At 57.2% G+C, this 19,868-nt stretch carries 17 protein-coding genes; all 17 read left to right on the top strand.

Going from position 1 to position 19,868, the window contains the following annotated elements; translation table 11 throughout:
* Positions 1-50: 50 nt before the first annotated feature.
* The 17 genes from metK to CKROP_RS04770 all read left to right on the top strand — a co-directional run bounded on the left by metK (position 51) and on the right by CKROP_RS04770 (position 19,831).
* Complete coding sequence (gene metK, locus CKROP_RS04850) at positions 51-1,253, top strand: methionine adenosyltransferase (RefSeq protein WP_012731624.1); 1,203 nt, start codon at positions 51-53, stop codon at positions 1,251-1,253.
* An 80-nt stretch (positions 1,254-1,333) separates the two neighbouring features.
* Entirely contained in the window at positions 1,334-3,463 is a 2,130-nt protein-coding gene (locus tag CKROP_RS04845; RefSeq protein WP_012731623.1) for a primosomal protein N', read from the top strand.
* A 135-nt stretch (positions 3,464-3,598) separates the two neighbouring features.
* Positions 3,599-4,135, top strand: coding sequence for a peptide deformylase (gene def, locus CKROP_RS04840; RefSeq protein WP_012731622.1), 537 nt, complete (start codon positions 3,599-3,601; stop codon positions 4,133-4,135).
* Complete coding sequence (fmt, locus tag CKROP_RS04835) at positions 4,135-5,172, top strand: methionyl-tRNA formyltransferase (RefSeq protein ID WP_012731621.1); 1,038 nt, start codon at positions 4,135-4,137, stop codon at positions 5,170-5,172. The genes def and fmt overlap by 1 nt, the downstream gene beginning before the upstream one ends.
* Complete coding sequence (locus CKROP_RS04830; RefSeq protein ID WP_012731620.1) at positions 5,169-6,743, top strand: RsmB/NOP family class I SAM-dependent RNA methyltransferase; 1,575 nt, start codon at positions 5,169-5,171, stop codon at positions 6,741-6,743. The genes fmt and CKROP_RS04830 overlap by 4 nt, the downstream gene beginning before the upstream one ends.
* A 9-nt stretch (positions 6,744-6,752) precedes the next feature.
* Positions 6,753-7,532 carry a ribulose-phosphate 3-epimerase gene (gene rpe / locus CKROP_RS04825; RefSeq protein WP_012731619.1) on the top strand — a complete coding sequence of 260 codons (780 nt, stop codon included), beginning with the start codon at positions 6,753-6,755 and terminating at the stop codon, positions 7,530-7,532.
* Positions 7,532-8,605: a bifunctional diaminohydroxyphosphoribosylaminopyrimidine deaminase/5-amino-6-(5-phosphoribosylamino)uracil reductase RibD gene (gene ribD, locus CKROP_RS04820; protein WP_012731618.1), complete on the top strand. Its 1,074-nt coding sequence runs from the start codon at positions 7,532-7,534 to the stop codon at positions 8,603-8,605. Before rpe ends, ribD begins: the two co-directional genes overlap by 1 nt.
* Positions 8,606-8,688: 83 nt before the next feature.
* Positions 8,689-9,396, top strand: coding sequence for a riboflavin synthase (locus CKROP_RS04815; RefSeq protein ID WP_081429479.1), 708 nt, complete (start codon positions 8,689-8,691; stop codon positions 9,394-9,396).
* A gap of 25 nt (positions 9,397-9,421) precedes the next feature.
* The gene (locus CKROP_RS04810; RefSeq protein ID WP_012731616.1) at positions 9,422-10,807 is read left to right on the top strand and encodes a bifunctional 3,4-dihydroxy-2-butanone-4-phosphate synthase/GTP cyclohydrolase II; all 1,386 of its coding nucleotides are present in this window, start codon (positions 9,422-9,424) and stop codon (positions 10,805-10,807) included.
* Between the two features lie 99 nt (positions 10,808-10,906).
* Positions 10,907-11,386 carry a 6,7-dimethyl-8-ribityllumazine synthase gene (gene ribH, locus CKROP_RS04805; protein WP_012731615.1) on the top strand — a complete coding sequence of 160 codons (480 nt, stop codon included), beginning with the start codon at positions 10,907-10,909 and terminating at the stop codon, positions 11,384-11,386.
* Positions 11,387-11,529: 143 nt separating this feature from the next.
* Positions 11,530-12,015, top strand: coding sequence for a PH domain-containing protein (locus tag CKROP_RS04800; RefSeq protein ID WP_081429478.1), 486 nt, complete (start codon positions 11,530-11,532; stop codon positions 12,013-12,015).
* Between the two features lie 3 nt (positions 12,016-12,018).
* Positions 12,019-14,136 (top strand): excinuclease ABC subunit UvrC, encoded by a 2,118-nt coding sequence (uvrC, locus tag CKROP_RS04795; RefSeq protein WP_012731613.1) that lies wholly within the window; start codon positions 12,019-12,021, stop codon positions 14,134-14,136.
* A 10-nt stretch (positions 14,137-14,146) separates the two neighbouring features.
* Entirely contained in the window at positions 14,147-15,100 is a 954-nt protein-coding gene (rapZ, locus tag CKROP_RS04790; protein ID WP_012731612.1) for an RNase adapter RapZ, read from the top strand.
* A 63-nt stretch (positions 15,101-15,163) separates the two neighbouring features.
* A complete protein-coding gene (locus CKROP_RS04785) occupies positions 15,164-16,267 on the top strand; it encodes a gluconeogenesis factor YvcK family protein (protein WP_012731611.1) in 1,104 nt (367 codons plus the stop codon).
* Position 16,268: 1 nt separating this feature from the next.
* Positions 16,269-17,273 carry a DNA-binding protein WhiA gene (gene whiA / locus CKROP_RS04780; protein WP_012731610.1) on the top strand — a complete coding sequence of 335 codons (1,005 nt, stop codon included), beginning with the start codon at positions 16,269-16,271 and terminating at the stop codon, positions 17,271-17,273.
* A gap of 242 nt (positions 17,274-17,515) precedes the next feature.
* Positions 17,516-18,520 (top strand): type I glyceraldehyde-3-phosphate dehydrogenase, encoded by a 1,005-nt coding sequence (gene gap, locus CKROP_RS04775; protein WP_012731609.1) that lies wholly within the window; start codon positions 17,516-17,518, stop codon positions 18,518-18,520.
* A gap of 99 nt (positions 18,521-18,619) precedes the next feature.
* The gene (locus CKROP_RS04770) at positions 18,620-19,831 is read left to right on the top strand and encodes a phosphoglycerate kinase (protein ID WP_012731608.1); all 1,212 of its coding nucleotides are present in this window, start codon (positions 18,620-18,622) and stop codon (positions 19,829-19,831) included.
* The last annotated feature ends 37 nt before the right edge of the window (positions 19,832-19,868 follow it).

Raw genomic sequence — 19,868 nt, 5'->3', positions numbered from 1 at the left:
ACATCTAATAAAATACGTGGTATCGCCACCTCATCAAGGAAGAAGGAACCGTGACTCAACGACTATTCACCAGCGAGTCTGTCACCGAGGGACATCCAGATAAGATTTGCGACGCAATCTCCGATTCGATTTTGGACGCCATGCTCGCAGTGGATCCCGATAGCCACGTCGCTGTAGAAACCGTCGTGACGACAGGACAAGTACATGTCGTCGGTGAAGTTCGGTGCCGCGGATACGTAGAAATTCCCAGCCTGGTCCGGCAAACACTCCGGAACATCGGCTTTTTATCCTCCGATATGGGTTTCGACGGGGCAACGTGCGGTGTATCCGTCTCCATTGGTGAACAGTCGTTAGAGATCGGTGCAGGTGTCGATACCGCACTTGAGGCGCGCGACGGGGCAGAGGTTGAGGACGATGACCGTGCGGGCGCTGGCGACCAGGGCCTCATGTTCGGATACGCCACCAACGAGACCCCCGAATATATGCCGCTGCCGATCGCTCTTGCGCATCGCCTCGCGCGGCGTCTTACCGCGGTGCGCAAAGACGATATCGTTCCGCATCTTCGTCCGGACGGGAAAACGCAGGTCACGCTCGCGTACAACGATGACAATAACCCGATTCGCATTGACACCATCGTTATTTCCACGCAGCACGATCCGGGCGTTTCTCGGCAATGGCTGGAAGAACAGTTGCGCACAAATGTCATCACCCCAGTCATCAAGGACGCCGGAGTGGAGAACCTCGTCGACGATGAACTCACCGTGTTGATCAATCCATCCGGTTCCTTCGTCGTCGGTGGACCCATGGGCGACGCCGGCCTCACAGGGCGCAAGATCATCGTCGATACCTACGGCGGTATGGCCCGGCATGGTGGCGGAGCGTTCTCCGGTAAGGACCCGAGCAAGGTTGACCGCTCGGCTGCCTACGCGATGCGGTGGGTCGCGAAGAATATCGTTGCCGCTGGACTAGCGGATCGGTGCGAGGTGCAGGTCGCCTACGCTATTGGGCGCGCAAATCCGGTGGGCTTGTATGTTGAGACCTTCGGCACAGAAAAAGAGCCGATCTCAGCAATCCAGGAAGCCGTGCAGAAAGTTTTCGACCTCCGGCCAGCAGCGATTATCCGCGAACTGGATCTCAAGCGGCCGATCTATGCGCAAACCGCCGCATATGGTCACTTTGGTCGAACCGACCTGGACCTGCCGTGGGAGCGGTTGGATAGGGTGGATGACCTCAAAGCCGCTATTTCACGGTAAGTAGCACGCAAAATAGGTGGGTCGGTCCAGCCACTTTTAGCGCGGAGTTGGGTAGTGGCCAACTCCATTAAGATGTAGCCGTGTCTATTTCGCCCCATACCCCTGCACCCGAGCGTCCCGTGGCTCGGGTGCTTCCGCTTCTCAAGGTGGCGCACCTCGACCGCGAATTCGACTACCTTGTTGATGCAACCGTGGATGAGGACGTCAAACCTGGGGTCATGGTGCGAGTCCACTTTTCAGGCCGGCTCACCGACGCGCTGGTGTTATCGCGGGAGGATGAGTCCGACCACGCCGGGCATCTCTCGTGGATCGATAGGGTTATTAGCCACGAGGTCGTCGCGCCGGAAACATTTCGGACCTTGGTTTATACGTTGGCACAGCGATACGGTGGATTGCGGTCGGATATTATTCGGTCTGCCATTCCTCCCCGTCATGCCGCTGCAGAGAAAGCAGCTCTCGACGCCATTGAGCACGGGGATGATCCATGGGCGTCTGCTGCTGAGGCCGAAGACGACGGTGACGCCAAAAAAGATGGCGCTGAGAATGATGCTGACGACAACAACGCGGCTGTCGCCGCAGCCTGGACACGCTACCGGTTCGGCACATCGTTTGTGAATGCCGTGCTGCGCGGGGAGGCTCCCCGAGCAGTGTGGCAGATCGCGCCGGGGGACAAGTGGCCCATGCACATTGCGCAACTAGCTGCACAGACCGCTCGTGGCGGCGGCGGAGTTCTCATCATCGTTCCTGATCAGCGGACTATTAATCGTTTATCGCATGCCCTCAAAGAGGTGCTCAGCTCCCGCCAGTGGACGCAATTGACCGCTAGCTTGGGTCGTCACGCCCGATACCGTCGATTCATCGATATCCTTCATGGGGTCAATCGGGTAGTCGTCGGCACACGAGGAGCAGCGTTTGTTCCCGTCAAGAATCTCTCCCTCATCGTCATTCTCGACGACGGCGACGACAATCTCGTCGATCCACGAGCTCCCTATGTCCACGCGCGTGAAGTATTAACGCTACGGGCGAGCATTGAAAAAGCAGCGATGATAGTGGGAGGCGTCGGGAGAACCGCGGAAGCCCAACTCCTCGTCGAATCCGGGTGGGCGCATAATTTGGTGTCCTCACGGGAGGCTATTCGTGCCACCATGCCCCGTATTCGCGCCATCGGCGACACCGACTTTGAACTGGCAAAAGATCCCGCAGCCAAACGAGCCCGAATTCCGCATGTTGCCTTTGAAGCGATACGGTCCAGCCATCGTCGCGGACGTTCCGCGCTCATCCATGTTCCTCGAAAAGGGTATGTTCCGACGCTGGCGTGCCAACGCTGCGGCGAGCCAGCGCGGTGCCGGTACTGTAACGGGCCACTAGGTCTGCCAGGCCAGACAGCACAAGGAACTGCTACGTCTCCTGCTAGTGAGCAAGCATCTGATGCGGGTTACCCAACCTGTCGCTGGTGCGGGCGGCCTGATCCGTCTTTTCGTTGTGACAATTGCGGTTCGACGAGGATCCGCGCGGTGGTCGTCGGGGCGGATCGTACCGCTGAAGAATTGGGGCGCTCATTCCCCGGTATCCCCGTCGTCGTCAGTACGGGGGACAACATCGTCGCATCTATTCCGGGCGAACCGAGCCTCGTGATTGCTACGCCGGGCTCTGCTCCTATCGCCGAGGACAAGAAATTCGGGGCCGCCGTCATTTTGGACACGTGGTCGGAGTTGAAGCGTGAAGATGTTCGTGCCCATGAGGAAGCGTTCACATCCTGGCTCGATGTCGCGTCCTTGGTCGAGTCGCATAACGACGGGGGAGAAGTCGTTGTGGTTGCTGATGCGCAGACGCCGGTGGTCCAGTCATTGATCCGGTGGGATCCCGTCGGTGCTGCCGCTGTCGAGCTGGAACACCGTCGGGAAGCTGGGTTTTCGCCCGCCGTACATATGGCGGCCATTGATGGAACAGAGCACGATATTTCGCAATTCAGGCGTCTTATCGATGTCCCCCCGGATTTTCAGTTTCTCGGGCCGGTTCCGTTGCCACCGGGAATAGATCCTCCCGCTAACACACCAGCCCAAGACTGTCTTCGGCTGCTCATCCGAGCGAATACGAGTCATGGACCACTCGCCTTGGGTTCAGCGCTGCGTGCTGCACGAATCAAAGCCGCCGTGAATAAGGTGGACTTAGCCATTCGGGTGATCGTGGACCCCATTCACATCGGCTAAACTATGACCGCGTTTATGTCGCTGGTGAGTGGCATCATTCACACATGCTTACTGTTGTGAGCCATCTTCACCGCATAGTCGTTCATCGCGTCGTTAGTTGTCGTTTATTGCCGCTGTTGGGAGTGTTGCGTCGTTATGAGTCTTCGTCGTATCCGAATTTTTGGAGACCCCGTATTGACAACACCGGCAGAACAGGTCACCGACTTTGACGAGCCATTGGGGATCCTCGTCGACGACATGATGGAGACTATGGATCACTACCGTGGTGCTGGTCTTGCGGCGAATCAGGTAGGGGTTTTGCGGCGAGTCTTCGTCTATAACTGTGGGGGCAGACGCGGGCACATTGTTAACCCGGTGTGGAAACACGAGGGCGATGAAACCCAATATGGGCCGGAGGGCTGTCTTTCTGTTCCATCGATTCACGCCAATACTCGACGATGGATGAACGTTTCCGTCACCGGGCAAACTGTCGACGGGGACCCGGTGTCGTTTTCGGCCGACGGTATTCTGGCACGCTGCATCCAGCATGAAACCGATCACCTTGACGGGGTGATGTACATGCGCAGGCTGGAGCCAGAGATTCGTAAAGAGACGATGGCACAGATCCGTACTGCCGAATGGTTCGCACATCCTGAGCTGGCATACCGCGACAAAGATGGAGTGAAGAACTAATGCGCGTTGTTTTTGCAGGAACCCCGACGCCAGCAGCGACTGCTTTACAAGCACTGCTTGATTCACATCACGACGTCGTTGCCGTCTTAACGCGTCCCGATGCTCCTCGTGGGCGTGGCCGTCGGCTCTATCCGAGTCCTGTTGCTGAGCTCGCCGAAGCGCACGATATCCCTGCCATTAAGACTTCCACGTTAAAGGACGAGTCGGTTATTGATTCCCTCGCGGAATACAAGCCGGACTGCATACCCGTCGTCGCTTATGGTGCTTTAGTGCCCCCAAACGTACTTACGCTACCGAGGTGGGGATGGGTCAATCTGCACTTTTCGTTGTTACCTCGTTGGCGAGGTGCGGCTCCTGTGCAGCGCGCCATTGAAGCGGGGGACAAGGAAACGGGTGTGACTGTCTTCCGCATTGAGGAAGGGTTGGACACGGGCGACATATTTGCGTCGGCACCCGCCGACATCCGTGACGATGACACAGCCGGTTCACTCATGGAACGGCTGACCGATCAGGGTGCCCAGGTTCTCGTCGACACCCTGGACGCTATTGAGAATGGATCGGCAACACCGACACCGCAAAGTGACGATGGCGCGACCTATGCCAAGAAAATCTCGACGGAAGATACGCGTATCGACTGGAACAAGCCCGCATCGGCGGTCGACCAGGCAATCCGTGCGGTCACGCCTGATCCCGGAGCATGGACACTACTTGAGGATGACCGAATCCGCATCGGAGCCGTACGACCTATTACCGATCCGCGGGACCCTATCGAAAAGTCGCTGTCTTTAGCGCCCGGAGAGATTGCGTGGAAAAAGAACCGCGCGTGGGTGGGAACCGCGGATTATCCTGTGCAGCTCGGCTCTGTCCAGGCGCCAGGTAAGAAGATGATGGAGGCCGGAGCGTGGGTGAGGGGCGCGCATCTTGCCAATGGCCTCGACAACGATAAATCGGCACACAATAAGTCGGCTCAGAATAATCCAGCAGAACGAGATGAATCGTACAACGACACACCGCATGAAGGGACGCGTTTTCAATGAGTGGAGGATTTCGTTCGCGCAGTGAATCAGCGCGTCACCTCAAGTCTGATGCCAAGGGAACGAAGCAGACACCGTCGAATAGGGGAGCGTCGCACTCGGATAGGAAAGCGCAACAGCAACGGCGAAACCGCCAGCGCAACGACAATAACAAGCGCCACCAGCGTCAACAGGGTTCATCGGGTGGGAATAAACCGAATAGAAAACCTGCACGTGAGCATCATCGGGATCTACCACGTTATGTGGCGTGGCAAGCGCTCTTCCGGGTAGACACCGAAAACGCTTTCGGCAACATTATTCTTCCGTCGCTCATGAAGGAATACGGCCTGTCGGGCCGGGATGCGGCATTCACCACCGAGTTGGGTTACGGGTCACTGCGAGCCCAAGGACTTGTGGATGCAGTGATCGGTGAGTGTTCGAGCCGCCCCCTTGAGGCCATTGATCCCGCCGTCATTGCCGTGCTCCGCCTGGGCACGTATCAGCTGTTACGTATGCGCGTCGGCAATCACGCTGCAGTCAATACGTCGGTGGATTTGTGCCAAGAGGTCGATAAACCGAAAGCTAAGGGATTCGTTAACGCTGTTCTGCATTCCGTCGCACAGCGGACCGAATCAGAGTGGATAGATCACCTCACTAAGAATGCTGACCCGTTTGAACGCATGGCGCTGGCGACAGCCCACCCCGAGTGGATCGTCAAAGTATTCCGCGATTCGCTGGGTGACTACGCCATTTCCGAATTATCAGACGCGTTAATTGCCGACGATGCACGGCCGCGCGTGCACCTCGTCGCCCGCCCCGGCGAGATCACTGCGGAAGAGTTGGCCCTCGTCACAGGTGGTGAGCAGACGTCATATTCGCCCTATGGCGTGGTTCTCGAGGAGGGCGATCCCGGCGCCATCCCCGCTGTTCGTGAGGGCATGGCTGCGGTGCAGGATGAAGGATCCCAGCTGATCGCCCGTGCTGCCGCAGAAGCGCCTCTTGAAGGAGATGAGACGGGTCAGTGGCTTGATCTTTGCGCAGGTCCGGGCGGAAAAACTGCATTGATGGCGTGCCTTGCGCGCATTGATGGTGCCCACGTTGATGCGGTCGAACCTGTTCCTCACCGGGCGCGGTTGGTCGAAAAAACAACCACCGGTCTTCCGGTGACAGTCCATACGGTCGATGGGCGACAGTCGGGCCTCGAGGCGCATTATGATCGCACGCTGGTTGATGCCCCATGTACAGGACTCGGAGCGCTCCGACGTCGGCCCGAAGCGCGCTGGCGAAAGTCCCCGGATGACGTCCCCGAGCTCGTTACGCTGCAACGAGAGCTGCTTGCTGCGGGAGCTGAACTTACGCGCCCCGGTGGAATAGTGGTGTACTCAACGTGCTCGCCCCACCTCGAAGAGACCGTCAAGATTGTCGACTGGGCAGAAAAGAACTGTCCACTTCAGCCTTTAGATACGGTCGACTACATGTGTGGAATGCAACACTGCCGCGCCGGCGAGAATGCCGTCCAAATGTGGCCACACCGCCACGGAACGGACGCGATGTTCGTTCAAATTTTCCGCCGGAGCGCGACGCCAGAGCGGTAACATGTTGCCATGACATCACGACTGGAACCATCCGCTGGGGTATCCGCACAGGCCACCCCACTTATCGCCCCATCGATCCTCTCAGCAGACTTCGCCCACCTCGCACGGGACCTTGACGCGGTTTCCCACGCTGACTGGATCCATGTCGATGTGATGGATGGTCATTTCGTGCCGAATCTCAGTTTCGGATTGCCCATTGCGCAAGCGGTTGCGCGGGAAACTCAACTCCCTCTGGATTGCCATCTGATGATTGACGATCCCGAACGATGGGCTCCCGACTACGCCGAATTCTATTCCGTCACTTTCCACGCCGAAGCGGTCGATGATATCGACGCCGCTATCGCACTGGCACGAACATTGCGGGCGGCAGGTACTCGCGCCGGGATCAGTATTAAGCCGAAAACACCAGTTGACGAGGTTCTCGCGCACCTCGAGGAGTTCGACATGGTGTTGATCATGTCGGTGAAACCCGGATTCGGCGGCCAAAAATTTATGCCCGAGGTTCTCGACAAAGTACGCGCCCTGCGTGAACGGGCCGATCAGATATGGGGGAAGGAAACAGACGACGATAGTGCGGATGGGCGCTGCCTCATCGAAATAGACGGTGGAATTTCCGCCGACACTATTGCTAGCGCTGCCGAAGCCGGTGTTGATGTTTTCGTCGCTGGATCGGCGGTGTATCAAGCCGATTCCCCCAACGCTGCCATTGATGAACTTCGTGAGAATGCGCGGGCGGGGTATTCGTCGGCCGGCCATGGAACTCAAAACTCCGGCGGGCTTCAAGACTAATGCACGAGTCGACGCCATCCCGCGGTGAGATGATCGGCCGGCATCCGGTGAGCGTTATCGAGCACGCCATGGATCGGGCTGCCGAACTCGGGTGGGAAGCCAAGGGAACGACCAGCCCAAATCCGCCGGTAGGAGCAGTCATTATTGATGCCGACGGGCGAATTGTTGGCCAAGGGCATACGCAACCGGCGGGCGGTCCGCATGCGGAAGTCATGGCGGTTCGCGATGCTGGCGATGCGACAGCCGGCGCTACGGCCATCGTCACCCTGGAACCGTGTGCTCACACCGGCCGGACTGGACCCTGTACGGACGTGCTCCTTTCCGCGGGGATATCCACCGTCGTGTATGCGGTGCCAGACCCGAACCCGATCGCTCATGGCGGGCACGAGGTATTAGCCGAAAAGGGTCTCACTGTCATTGGTGGCTTCCATGCTGATGAGGTGCGTCGCGGCGCGCTACGTTCCTGGCTGCATCGTATTGGTACTGGCCGGGCAATGGTCACTCTAAAAGTTGCTGCCACCTTGGATGGCCGAGTCGCCGCGCCTGATGGAACATCACAATGGATCACATCTGCTGACGCTCGTAACTATGTTCATCGCGACCGCGCTACCCGCGATGCGCTGATAGTCGGAACGGGGACCGTGATAGCCGATAACCCGCGCTTGACGGCTCGGAAACCGGACGGGACTCTCTATGCGCATCAGCCGGATCACGTGATTGTTGGTTCTCGACCGGTTCCAGAGGAAGCGAAGATATTCGCGCACGCACGGTCGTGGCACTTTGATACCCACGATCTATCCCACGTCATTCAGGAGCTCACCCAACAGGGGTACGTCGATCTCCTCATTGAAGGCGGGCCGATGTTGGCCTCCGCAGCGCTCGAGCAGGGGGTTGTTGACCAAATTCACTGGTATGTTGCGCCGAGCATTCTTGGTTCCGGGTTGCCCGCGATTCAGATTCCCCGCGTATCAACGCTCACCGACAGACGTGACTTCACCATTGAACACATCACGCAGCTCGGTCCTGATCTCCTCGTCGACGCTCACCGACAGGCTGAGCCGTCGTCAGAGTGAATGACCGGCAGGCGGAATCGCCCTGAGCATTATCGGAATGCTTAAGCACCGAACGACAGACACAGAAAGATAGAATGGCAATCGTGTTTACTGGCATCGTTGAAGCTCTTGGAACAGTCGTCGCTATTGATCGGGGAGCGGAATCGCCCTCAGATCAGGCTGAGGCGTCGTCGCCGAACAAGGAACGCAATACCCCCGATTTCATCAGGATTACTGTTGACGCGCCTGGAGTCACCGATACCCTCTCTAAGGGCGATTCGCTCGCAGTCAACGGCGTGTGCTTGACTGACGCTGGCCATGAGGGAACAGCGGTGATCATGGACGTCATGGGCGAAACGCTTAATCGCACAACGTTGGGCGATATTCGCCCCGGTGACCAGGTCAACCTTGAACGGGCAGTCCAACCATCACAGCGTCTCGGGGGACATATAGTTCAAGGCCACGTTGATGGAACAGGCCGGTTACTCTCACGAGACCCTCACGATAAATGGGAGGTCTTTCGCTTCAGTCTTCCGTCGAATTTAGCTCGATATGTTGTTGAAAAGGGATCGATCGCGGTTAGTGGGACATCGCTCACTGTTTCCGCGGTGGCACCTCCCGATACTGCCGACCCGTGGTTTGAGGTCTCATTAATTCCTACCACCATGCGGGACACGATCCTCGGCTCGCTTGAAGTGGATGCCCCGGTCAATATCGAGGTCGATATTGTCGCCAAATACATTGAACGCAATGCCAATGTCAGTGGTTATCTCCACGCGGTGACCGACCCAGCAGCTCAGCAGTCGAAATAATAGAAGACGGAAACAAGAAAAGACGATGGAACAGCACGCCGTGACTACACACCACACCGATCTCGCAGAGCCCCAGAGCCACTCCCACGATCAACGCTCTGATTCTCAGGATTCGCATACGTATCGCGGAAATATCCAGCTCAACACCATTGACGAGGCTATCCGCGACATTGCAGCAGGCAAGCCGGTGATCGTCGTCGATGACGAGGATCGCGAAAACGAAGGCGATATGATCATCGCTGCCGATCGAATTACTGCGACATCGCTCGCGTTCATGGTGCGATATTCGTCGGGGTATGTGTGCGTCGGCATGACTGATGACGACGCTGACCGGTGCGATCTCCCGCCCATGGTGACACGAAACCAGGACAAGAAAAGCACGGCTTATACGGTCACCGTCGACGCGGCAGAAGGCGGAACCACCGGTATCTCAGCCACCGATCGCGCGCATACCATTCGGCTACTCGCGTCTCCTGACTCCGGCCCCGCGGATTTCACACGACCCGGCCATGTGGTCCCTCTTCGAGCTCGACCAGGAGGAGTCCTTGTTCGCGCCGGGCATACCGAGGCTGCCGTCGACCTCGCGCGCCTCGCTCACCTCAATCCTGCCGGTGCGCTCTGTGAGGTAGTGAGTGAAGACGATCCCACGACCATGGCACGAGGACCCGAGTTACGTCGGTTTGCCGACGAACATTCGCTCACGATGATCTCCATCGACCAGCTCATCGCTTACCGACGGAACACGGAGCAGCTTGTTGAGCGTGTCGTAGAAACCACACTTCCGACGTCGTATGGCCGGTTTACTGCCATCGGATATAGAAACGTCATCGACGGACTCGAGCACGTAGCCCTCGTCGTCGGTGATCCCTCTGATAACGGTGGGGAAGATGTCCTCGTGAGAGTCCACTCCGAATGCCTCACCGGTGATGTTTTTGGTTCGCGCCGGTGTGATTGTGGCGATCAGCTCCATCAAGCAATGGAAGAGGTGTACAAGGAGGGACGCGGCGTCGTCCTGTATATGCGTGGTCACGAGGGGCGGGGCATTGGTCTTCTGAACAAGCTGCAGGCCTATAAGCTGCAAGATGACGGTTATGACACTGTAGACGCCAACATTGAACTGGGTAAGCCGGCTGATGCGCGTGAATACGGGACAGGCTCCGCCATACTCTCCGATCTCGGCGTTAAATCCATGATTCTCTTGTCCAATAATCCGACGAAACGAGCGGGGCTGAAGGGGCATGGCTTACGAATCAGGGGACGTCGAAGTATTGAGGTCAATGTGTACCCGGAAAACCTCAATTATCTTCGCACTAAGCGCGACAAGATGGGCCACGATTTGCCTAGTTTGAATGCTTGGGAGGCCGCTCATACGCCGGGTCACGCCGAACCGTCTAACAACCCGCCGGAATAAAGGCGCATCGGTTTTTACATCCATCTCCGTGCCGTGAACGCGAACAAAGCTCGTGTCACCGCATGTCACTACCGCACTTACCACCGGAAGGAATAACTCATGAGTGGCGAGGGAAGCCCCACCATCACCATCGAACCCGGATCTGCACACGGACTCCGTGTCGCCATCGTTGTCTCGGAATGGAATCGAGACATTACCGATGAATTAGCATCTCAGGCACAACAGGCAGGGGAGACAGCCGGGGCAGAGGTCACCGTCATTCCTGTCGTCGGTGCGCTCGAGATCCCCGTCGTCGTCAAGAAAGCCACCCAAACGTATGACGCTGTCGTAGCCCTGGGCTGTGTCATCCAAGGTGGAACGCCTCACTTTGATCACGTGTGTAACGCGGTGACATATGGATTGACGAAAATTGCCGTGGAGACAGAAACACCCGTCGGAAATGGTGTTCTGACCTGCAACACCCATGAACAAGCCGTCGACAGAGCTGGTGGCCCGACAGCGCATGAGAATAAGGGCGCTGAGGCCATGATCGCTGCCATTCATACTGCTCAAACACTGAAAAGCATGGCCGCGGATTAAAAGTGGATTAAAAGATCAACCCCGCAGTGTTCTGACTACAGAGGCAGTATCCACGAACAGCATCCACGCCGAGCACTAATTCGGTAACAGTGAAGAAAAAAGGTAGGGTCGGAGCCGTGAGTAATGGTGTGAGCGAAACGAACATGTCTGAGGACTACCTCGCATATGACACGCCCACCACGAGCACCGCACCATGGGAACTCGTAGTGACGTCCACAAAATTAAAGCAGTGGACCTGGGCCGGCGTCGTTGTCATCATGGCCATTCACATCTTCATGGCCCTGGTCGTCCGTCTCGGTTACACAGGTGCGGCGGTGACCACTGTGGATCAATGGTCTTTTATCGGGATCGGCATTATCTTTTCGGGAATATGGATGCTGGGGCTACGCCCACGGGTTCGCGTCAATAGAGACGGCGTCGAGGTACGCAATTTCCTCAACCCCCAGTTTTATCCGTGGGAGATCGTGCACGGTTTAAGCTTCCCGAAAAACTCGCGCACTGCCCGGCTAGAACTCCCTGATTTCGAGTTCGTGTCCATGTGGGCTTTCCAAGCTGCCGACGGTAATCGAGTCGTCGACGCCGTGAACAATTTCCGCTTACTAGAAGACGCCTACCTTCCGGAGGACTAGCCTGTGGCCAATCCCGCCACATATCGCCCGGCGGCAGGGACCATTCCCACCGAGCCGGGAGTATATACATTCCGGGATCCAGAAGACCGCGTATTATACGTCGGAAAAGCAAAAAATCTTCGGGCTCGGTTATCTAACTACTTCCAGACACCCGAACATCTCCACCCGCGAACGCGCCAAATGGTGTTTGCGGCGTCCCAAGTTCGGTGGACAGTGGTGGCGTCGGAAGATGAAGCTCTCAACCTCGAATACACCTGGATCAAGCGGTTTAACCCGCGATACAACGTGGTCTTCCGGGATGATAAGAGCTACCCGATGCTCGCAGTGTCTCAGCGGGAGCGAATCCCCCGTGCCTGGGTCTACCGGGGACCACGCCGGAAGGGCGTGCGGTATTTCGGTCCGTTCCCCAAAGTATGGGCTGTCCGGGAATCCCTCGAATCACTCACTCAAGTTTTCCCTGTGCGGACCTGCTCAAAAGGCGTGTACCACCGCCACGAGCTCCTGGGGCGGCCATGTCTTCTGGGCTACATCGACAAGTGTTCTGCACCGTGCATTGGGCGTATCTCTGAAGAAGATCACCGGAAGCTAATTACGGGCTTGTGCTCTGTTTTTGCGGGTAATTCCCGTGACATCATTAAGAGCCTGACGGCCGATATGGAAGCGGCAGCTACGGAACTCAATTTCGAGAAAGCCGCCCATCTTCGCGACGACATTGAAGCGATAAAAGCTGTGTCGGAAAAGCAAGCCATTGTGCTCCCTGAGGACACAGATACCGATCTAATCGGAGTTTGTGCAGATGAACTAGAAGCCGCTGTCCAGATTTTCACTGTTCGACGGGGGCGAATCCACGGTCAGCGTGCCTGGGTAGTGGAGCGCAGCGGTGATTCGGAGGATTCCATCGGTGCGCTCATTCGTGAGTTTCTATTGCAGTACTACAGCGATGAAGTCGAACGCGCTCAGGAGACCGCAGAAGAGACGACAGCTGTTGAAGGCTCCAGGGTTCTCGACGACGTTCGCCAACCCGTGCCGCGTGAGGTCCTTGTTATGGAGGAGCCGGAGGATATCACGCAGATCGGTGAGTATTTGTCGGGGCTGAGGGGTGCGCATGTTGACATTCGCGTTCCTCAACGTGGTGACAAACGAGCTCTCATGGACACCGTCGTTCGTAATGCTGCCGAGTCTCTCCACCAGCACAAACTGCGTCGAACCGGGGACCTCACAGCCCGTAGCGCCGCCATCGAAGCAATCCAAGAAAACTTGGGCATGGCCGAGCCGCCGCTTCGCATCGAGTGCACCGATATTTCCCACCTCCAGGGGACCGACGTCGTGGCCTCCCTGGTTGTTTTTGAGGATGGGGCCCCGAAGAAATCGGACTACCGCCGCTACAAGATTAAGGAAGCAGCGGGGGAGGGACATTCCGACGATGTTGCAAGTATCAAAGAAGTAGTTCGCAGACGATTTTTGCGGTACAAGAAGGGTTCCACAGAAGTTCCCGACGACGGTGCGGTGGCGGATAGTATCGCGGCTGAAGAAAGCAAGCTGGCTCCGTCTGAGGTGGCTGAGGTTGACACCAATGCTGACCTGGCCGATCCATCGGCGGCGAAACGTTTTGCTTATTCTCCCCAGCTCTTTGTCGTCGACGGTGGCGCGCCGCAGGTTAATGCTGCTCAAGAGGTACTAGATGAGTTGGGAATTACCGACGTCACATTGTGCGGTATAGCTAAGCGCCTCGAGGAAGTGTGGTTACCGCACGAGGAATTTCCGGTGATTTTGCCGCGTCGTTCCGAGGGCTTGTATCTCTTCCAAAACATCCGTGATGAAGCACACCGCGTGGCAATCACGTATCAGCGGTCGCGACGGACGGGCCGGCTGCGCCAATCAGAACTGGATAACATCGCAGGACTGGGCGAAAAGCGGAAGGCCGATTTATTAAAAACATTCGGCAGTGTCGCGCAGATTAAAAAAGCGAGTATTGATGATCTGACAACTGCTAATGGCATCGGTCCGGCACTCGCTGCCTTGGTCTACGAGGGCCTCCACGGAAAGTCGGATCAGGATTCTGACGGGCCGACTAGTGTCTCAGAAGATCCCGCCCCGAAAAATAGGAACCAAAACAAGTAAAGTAATGAGTATGCCTGACTCTGCGCGTTCTTCGAGTACAGCTGCCACGGATATCACCCCAGCACACGGGATCTCTCCTGAGGACCAAAGCCCACACCATGTGGCCGAAAATTCGCTGGTCCTCATCACTGGCATGTCTGGGGGAGGCCGGCAATCCGCAGCGAACGTCCTAGAGGAAATGGGATGGTATGTTGCCGATAACCTGCCGCCGGAGCTCATCATGCGCATGGTTGAGCTCTCGTTCTCTCCCGACTCGCCGATCGAACGCTTGGCGATCGTCACAGATGTGCGGTCGCGTGACTTTGCAGGGTCACTCGGGGACGTGTTGTCATCGTTAGAAGAAGATGGCCGACGGCCGATCATCATGTTCTTAGACGCCGACGATGAGACGCTTATTAAGCGGTTCGATACAGTCCGCCGCAAGCATCCGCTCCAGGGCACCGATACTCTCCACATGGGGATTGCGCGCGAGCGTGAAGTGCTGGAGGACATTCGTGATCAAGCCGACATAGTCATTGATACGACCAACTTTTCCGTTCATGACCTGCGTCGGGAAATTGAGCGGTGTTTTGATGCGCTCGACTCGAATGTCCAGCATGTCACTATTCAGTCGTTCGGCTTTAAGCACGGGATTCCTCGAGATGCCGATATCGTTCTCGACGTTCGTTTCCTCCCCAATCCGTATTGGGTTCCTCATCTGCGGGAATTCCGGGGAACCGATCATGAAGTCGCTGATTATGTCCTCAGCCATGAAAATGTTGACCGTTTCATTAATTCCTTTGTGGACATGTTTAACGTTATGCAGGAAGGCTACAAACAAGAGGGGAAGAGCTTTACGACGGTGGCTATCGGATGCACCGGCGGCCACCACCGTAGTGTTGCCGTAGCCGAGGAGATTGCTCGACGCTTACGTGCTCAAGGTGACGATGTCACCGTGACCCACCGCGACTTTGACCGTGACTAGGCCGCTCTGGCACTAGCCGTTGATGTCATAAAACCGAGTAATCATTATTGGAATTGAGTTTGTATGAATACTGCTTCTCCTCAAACATCGATGAGCGACGAACCCTTGACTCACGCAAATAAGAACAAGTCCTCTCACGACGACTCCTCTGCGGAAACCCCTCCGACGCAGCTATCCCATATCGCACGGATGGCGTGTTTAGGTGGTGGACACGGACTCTTCGCGACGCTCCGAGCAGCGCGTACCTTGTCTGATGATGTCTCGGCAATCGTCACAGTGGCAGATGATGGTGGGTCGTCAGGACGTCTGCGTAAAGAGTTCAACTCAATCCCGCCGGGCGATTTGCGAATGGCGTTAGCCGCGTTAGCAGCCGATGATCCCGAGGGCCGCTTGTGGGAAAGCGTCCTCCAGCACCGGTTTGGTGGACGCGGCGCTTTGGCCGGCCATGCGGTCGGAAACCTCATCATTCAAGGTCTCATTGATGTGATGGGGGATGAGGTTGAGGCATTAGCTGAGGTCGCGAAGCTCATGCGCATCCGTGGTCGTGTGCTTCCTATGAGCCCAGAGCCGCTGGATATTGAGGCTGAGGTCGGCGGGCTGGAGGATGATCCTCGGGTGGTATCTCCGGTGCGTGGCCAGGTCGCCGTGGCTACCACACCGGGCCAGGTCCGACGCGTGAAGTTGATCCCCGAGAATCCGCCGAGCAGCGCCCCTGTCATCGACGCGATCATGAATGCCGACGTCGTGACATTAGGTCCGGGATCCTGGTTTTCGTCCGTGGTGCCTCACATTTTGGTTCCCGACGTTGTGAAAGCCCTGCAGGAGACTCAAGCCCACAAGGTCGTCGTCGTTAATCTCGTTGCGGAGCCAGGGGAGACCCCGGGCTTCACCGTTGAACGGCACCTCCACATGCTTCAGCAGCATTGTCAGGATCTTTCGCTCGATACCGTGATTGTCGACGAGCACTCGGTGACGGGAACACGAGAGCGCATGCACCTGAGCCGCGCCGCCGCGAATTTCGGTGCTGAACTGACCATCGGCGATGTCCGTCATGACGATGAACAAGGGCGGTGGCTGAGCACCCACTCGCCGAGGAAATTGGCCCGCGTACTGTCTGAGGTGTATTCGGCAGCTCAGGAACAAAAATCGGTAAGGAGAACCAAATAGCGTGGGTTTAACAACCGATATTAAAGCCGAAATCGCCGGTACCACGGTCACTGCGTCTAATGCTCGACGGTCCGAAGTCGGCGCGATGATCCGCTTCGCTGGCAAGCTTCGACTGGGTGACAATAACCCGGGTCGGTCACCGGAGTCATTGGTGGTCTCGTTGGACGTCGATTCGTCCGACGTCGCAGAGCGGGCGCGTCAACACATTGTCGATCTGTACGACATTCATGCTGTTGTGTCGGACCGCACGCAATCATCCAAGAAACCGGTGTTTGAGATTGAGTGGAACCGTCGGGGCGAGGGACTGGAGGTTGCGCGACGTCTTGGTCTTTTGGATCGGGCTGGCCGTCCTGTCCGGGGGCTTCCACCGCGAATTGTCCACGGAACAGCTGTCGATTGTGAAGCAGCGTGGCGGGGCGCGTTTTTGGTTCGGGGTTCGGTGACGGAGCCGGGCCGGTCGTCGGCACTCGAGGTGATCGCTCCACAAACCGCGGCCGCCATCGGTTTGATTGGCTGTGCACGTCGACTAGGTATTGCCGCGAAGAACCGTGAAGTCCGTGGGGCAGAGCGTGTTCAGGTTCGCGAGGGCGACGCTATCGGTGCTTTGTTAAGCCGGATGGGGGCCCATCGCACACGGATCGAATGGGACGAGCAACGCAAACGTCGTGAGGCCCATACATCGACGAATCGGTTGGCGAATTTCGACGACGCCAATTTACGACGCTCGGCTCGTGCTGCTGCCGCCGCTGCGGCCCGAGTTCAGCGCGCCACTGAGCTTCTGGGCGATGATATTCCAGAGCACCTTGCAGCAGCCGGACGGTTGCGGACAGAGCATCGTCACTCGTCGCTTGAAGAACTCGGTGAGCTGGCCGATCCTCCGATCAGCAAGGATGCCATTGCCGGACGGATTCGACGTCTTCTGTCACTGGCAGACAGACGAGCAGCTGAATTAGGAGTTCCCGATACTTTTTCTGCCGTCACCAGTGGCCTTTTTGATGAGGATTAGGCGTGTCACAGGCGTCTTTGTGCGGCTAAAGCTCTGTCGCTGAGCACAAAATGTGCGTTCATGTCCGTTTCGTGGGATCGAATGTCCGGTTATGCAAAAGTGTTGTTTGTCTCATTCTGCTCTGATTGCTGCATATATCTCAGTTCAGCTGTAAAGTAGTCAGTGCAAGGACGGAAAGGCTATACGAAGATCGCCTGATTACGTCCTTAACCTAGACAGCTACACAGCTAAGGAGAATTACCGTGACCGTTCGTGTCGGTATTAATGGGTTTGGTCGTATTGGCCGTAACTTCTACCGCGCTATCCGTGAGCAGGGTGCAGACATCGAGGTTGTTGGCGTCAACGACCTGACCGATAACCGCACCCTGTCCCTGCTTCTGAAGCACGACTCCATCATGGGGCCGCTGGACGCGAAGGTCGAGTACGATGACGAGTCCATCACCGTTGATGGCCACCGCATCGCGGTTTCCGCAGAGCGGGACCCGAAGAACCTCGACTGGGGCAAGCTAGGCGCCGATATCGTTATCGAGTCCACCGGCTTCTTCACCAAGGGCGAGGCTGCCAAGGCTCACATCGAGGCAGGCGCCAAGAAGGTCATTATTTCGGCTCCTGGTAAGGAAGTTGACGGCACCTTCGTTTACGGTGTCAACCACGAGGAGTACACCGACGACATGACCGTCGTCTCGAACGCATCCTGCACCACCAACTGCCTGGCTCCGCTGGCTAAGGCCCTCGACGATGCCTTCGGCATTGAGTCCGGCCTGATGACCACCGTCCACGCATACACCGGTGACCAGCGCCTGCATGACGCTCCTCACAAGGATCTGCGTCGTGCCCGTGCCGCTGCTCTGAACATCGTTCCGACCACCACCGGTGCTGCTAAGGCCGTCGGACTCGTTCTTCCGGACCTCAACGGCAAGCTTGATGGTTTCGCTGTTCGCGTACCGGTACCGACCGGATCGCTCGTTGACCTCACCTTCGTCCCGAAGAAGGACGTCACCGTCGAGGAAGTTAACGCTGCGATGAAGAAGGCTTCCGAGGACGAGAAGCTCAGCGTTGCTTTCGAGTACTCTGACGAGCCGCTGGTTTCCACTGACATCCAGCACAACCCGCACGGCTCGATCTTCGACTCTGAGATGACCCGTGTTCTCGGCAACCAGGTCAAGGTTGTTTCCTGGTACGACAACGAGTGGGGCTACTCCAACCAGCTCGTTCGCATGACCGATTACATCGGACAGCGTCTCTAATCCTCCACTCGCCCGAGTGAACTAGCGGGCCGGGGGCTGTGCCACGGCACGCCGTCGGCCCGTCTTTTTATATATCAATAAAACTAACGAGGAGTTGTTATGGCAGTAAAGAAACTCGCTGATTTGCTCAAGGAAGGTGTCGAGGGACGTCACGTCCTCGTCCGCGCCGATCTCAATGTTCCGCTCAAGGACAAGGTCATTACCGACCCCGGTCGCATTGACGCATCCCTCCCGACGATCAAGGCTCTTACTGAGGCAGGAGCGCGCGTGATCGTTGCGGCTCACTTAGGACGGCCGAAGTCACCGCAGGACACCCAATTCTCATTGGCCCCTGTTGCTGAGGCTCTGTCCCAGCGCTTAGACCAGTACGTCGCACTGGCATCGGATGTTTCCGGCGAAGACGCACACGAACGTGCCAACGGCCTCAATGATGGCGACGTCCTGCTCCTCGAAAACGTTCGCTTCGATCCTCGTGAGAAGAGCAAAAACGACGCCGAGCGTGAGGAACTGGCCTCTGAGCTCGCAGCTCTGACGGGCGACAATGGTGCTTTCGTTTCGGACGGCTTCGGAGTTGTCCACCGTAAGCAAGCTTCCGTGTACGACGTCGCAAAGAAACTGCCGGCCTACGTCGGCTACCTCGTTGAGAAGGAGCTTGAGCAGCTCTCGAAGTGTACGGATGATCCTCAGCATCCTTACGCGGTCTGCCTCGGCGGATCGAAGGTTTCCGACAAGCTCGGAGTTATTAAAGCCCTCGCGCCGAAGGTTGACACCCTCATTATTGGTGGTGGGATGTGCTACACATTCCTCAAGGCTAAGGGCTACGGCGTCGGAGACTCCCTGCTCGAAGAGTCCATGATCGACGAGTGCAAGAACCTGCTCTCCGAATACTCGGACAAGATCGTCCTGCCATCGGACATCGTCGTCGGCAAGGAATTTGATGCGAACACCGAGCACAAGACGGTATCTGCCGACGGTATCGAAGACGGCTGGATGGGCCTGGATACTGGCGCAGAGTCGATTAAGACCTTCGGCGAGCGTCTGAACGGGGCCAAGACCATTTTCTGGAACGGTCCAGTGGGTGTGTTCGAGTTCGAAGCATTCGCTAATGGCACCAAGGGGCTCGCGGAGGCCATTGCAGAGGCGACCAAGAACGGAGCATTCTCCGTGATTGGTGGTGGCGATTCTGCTTCAGCCGTCCGCAACCTCGGTTTTGCTGACGAAGCGTTCTCCCACATCTCCACAGGTGGCGGAGCTTCACTGGAGCTCATCGAGGGTAAGACCCTTCCGGGTGTTGCTGTACTCGACCGCTAAGCACGACTGCTAGGCGAATTTCTATTCCCCGGTCGAC

It is taken from the genome of Corynebacterium kroppenstedtii DSM 44385, assembly GCF_000023145.1.
Classification (GTDB): domain Bacteria; phylum Actinomycetota; class Actinomycetes; order Mycobacteriales; family Mycobacteriaceae; genus Corynebacterium; species Corynebacterium kroppenstedtii.
This window is presented reverse-complemented; position numbering and strand designations above follow the sequence as displayed.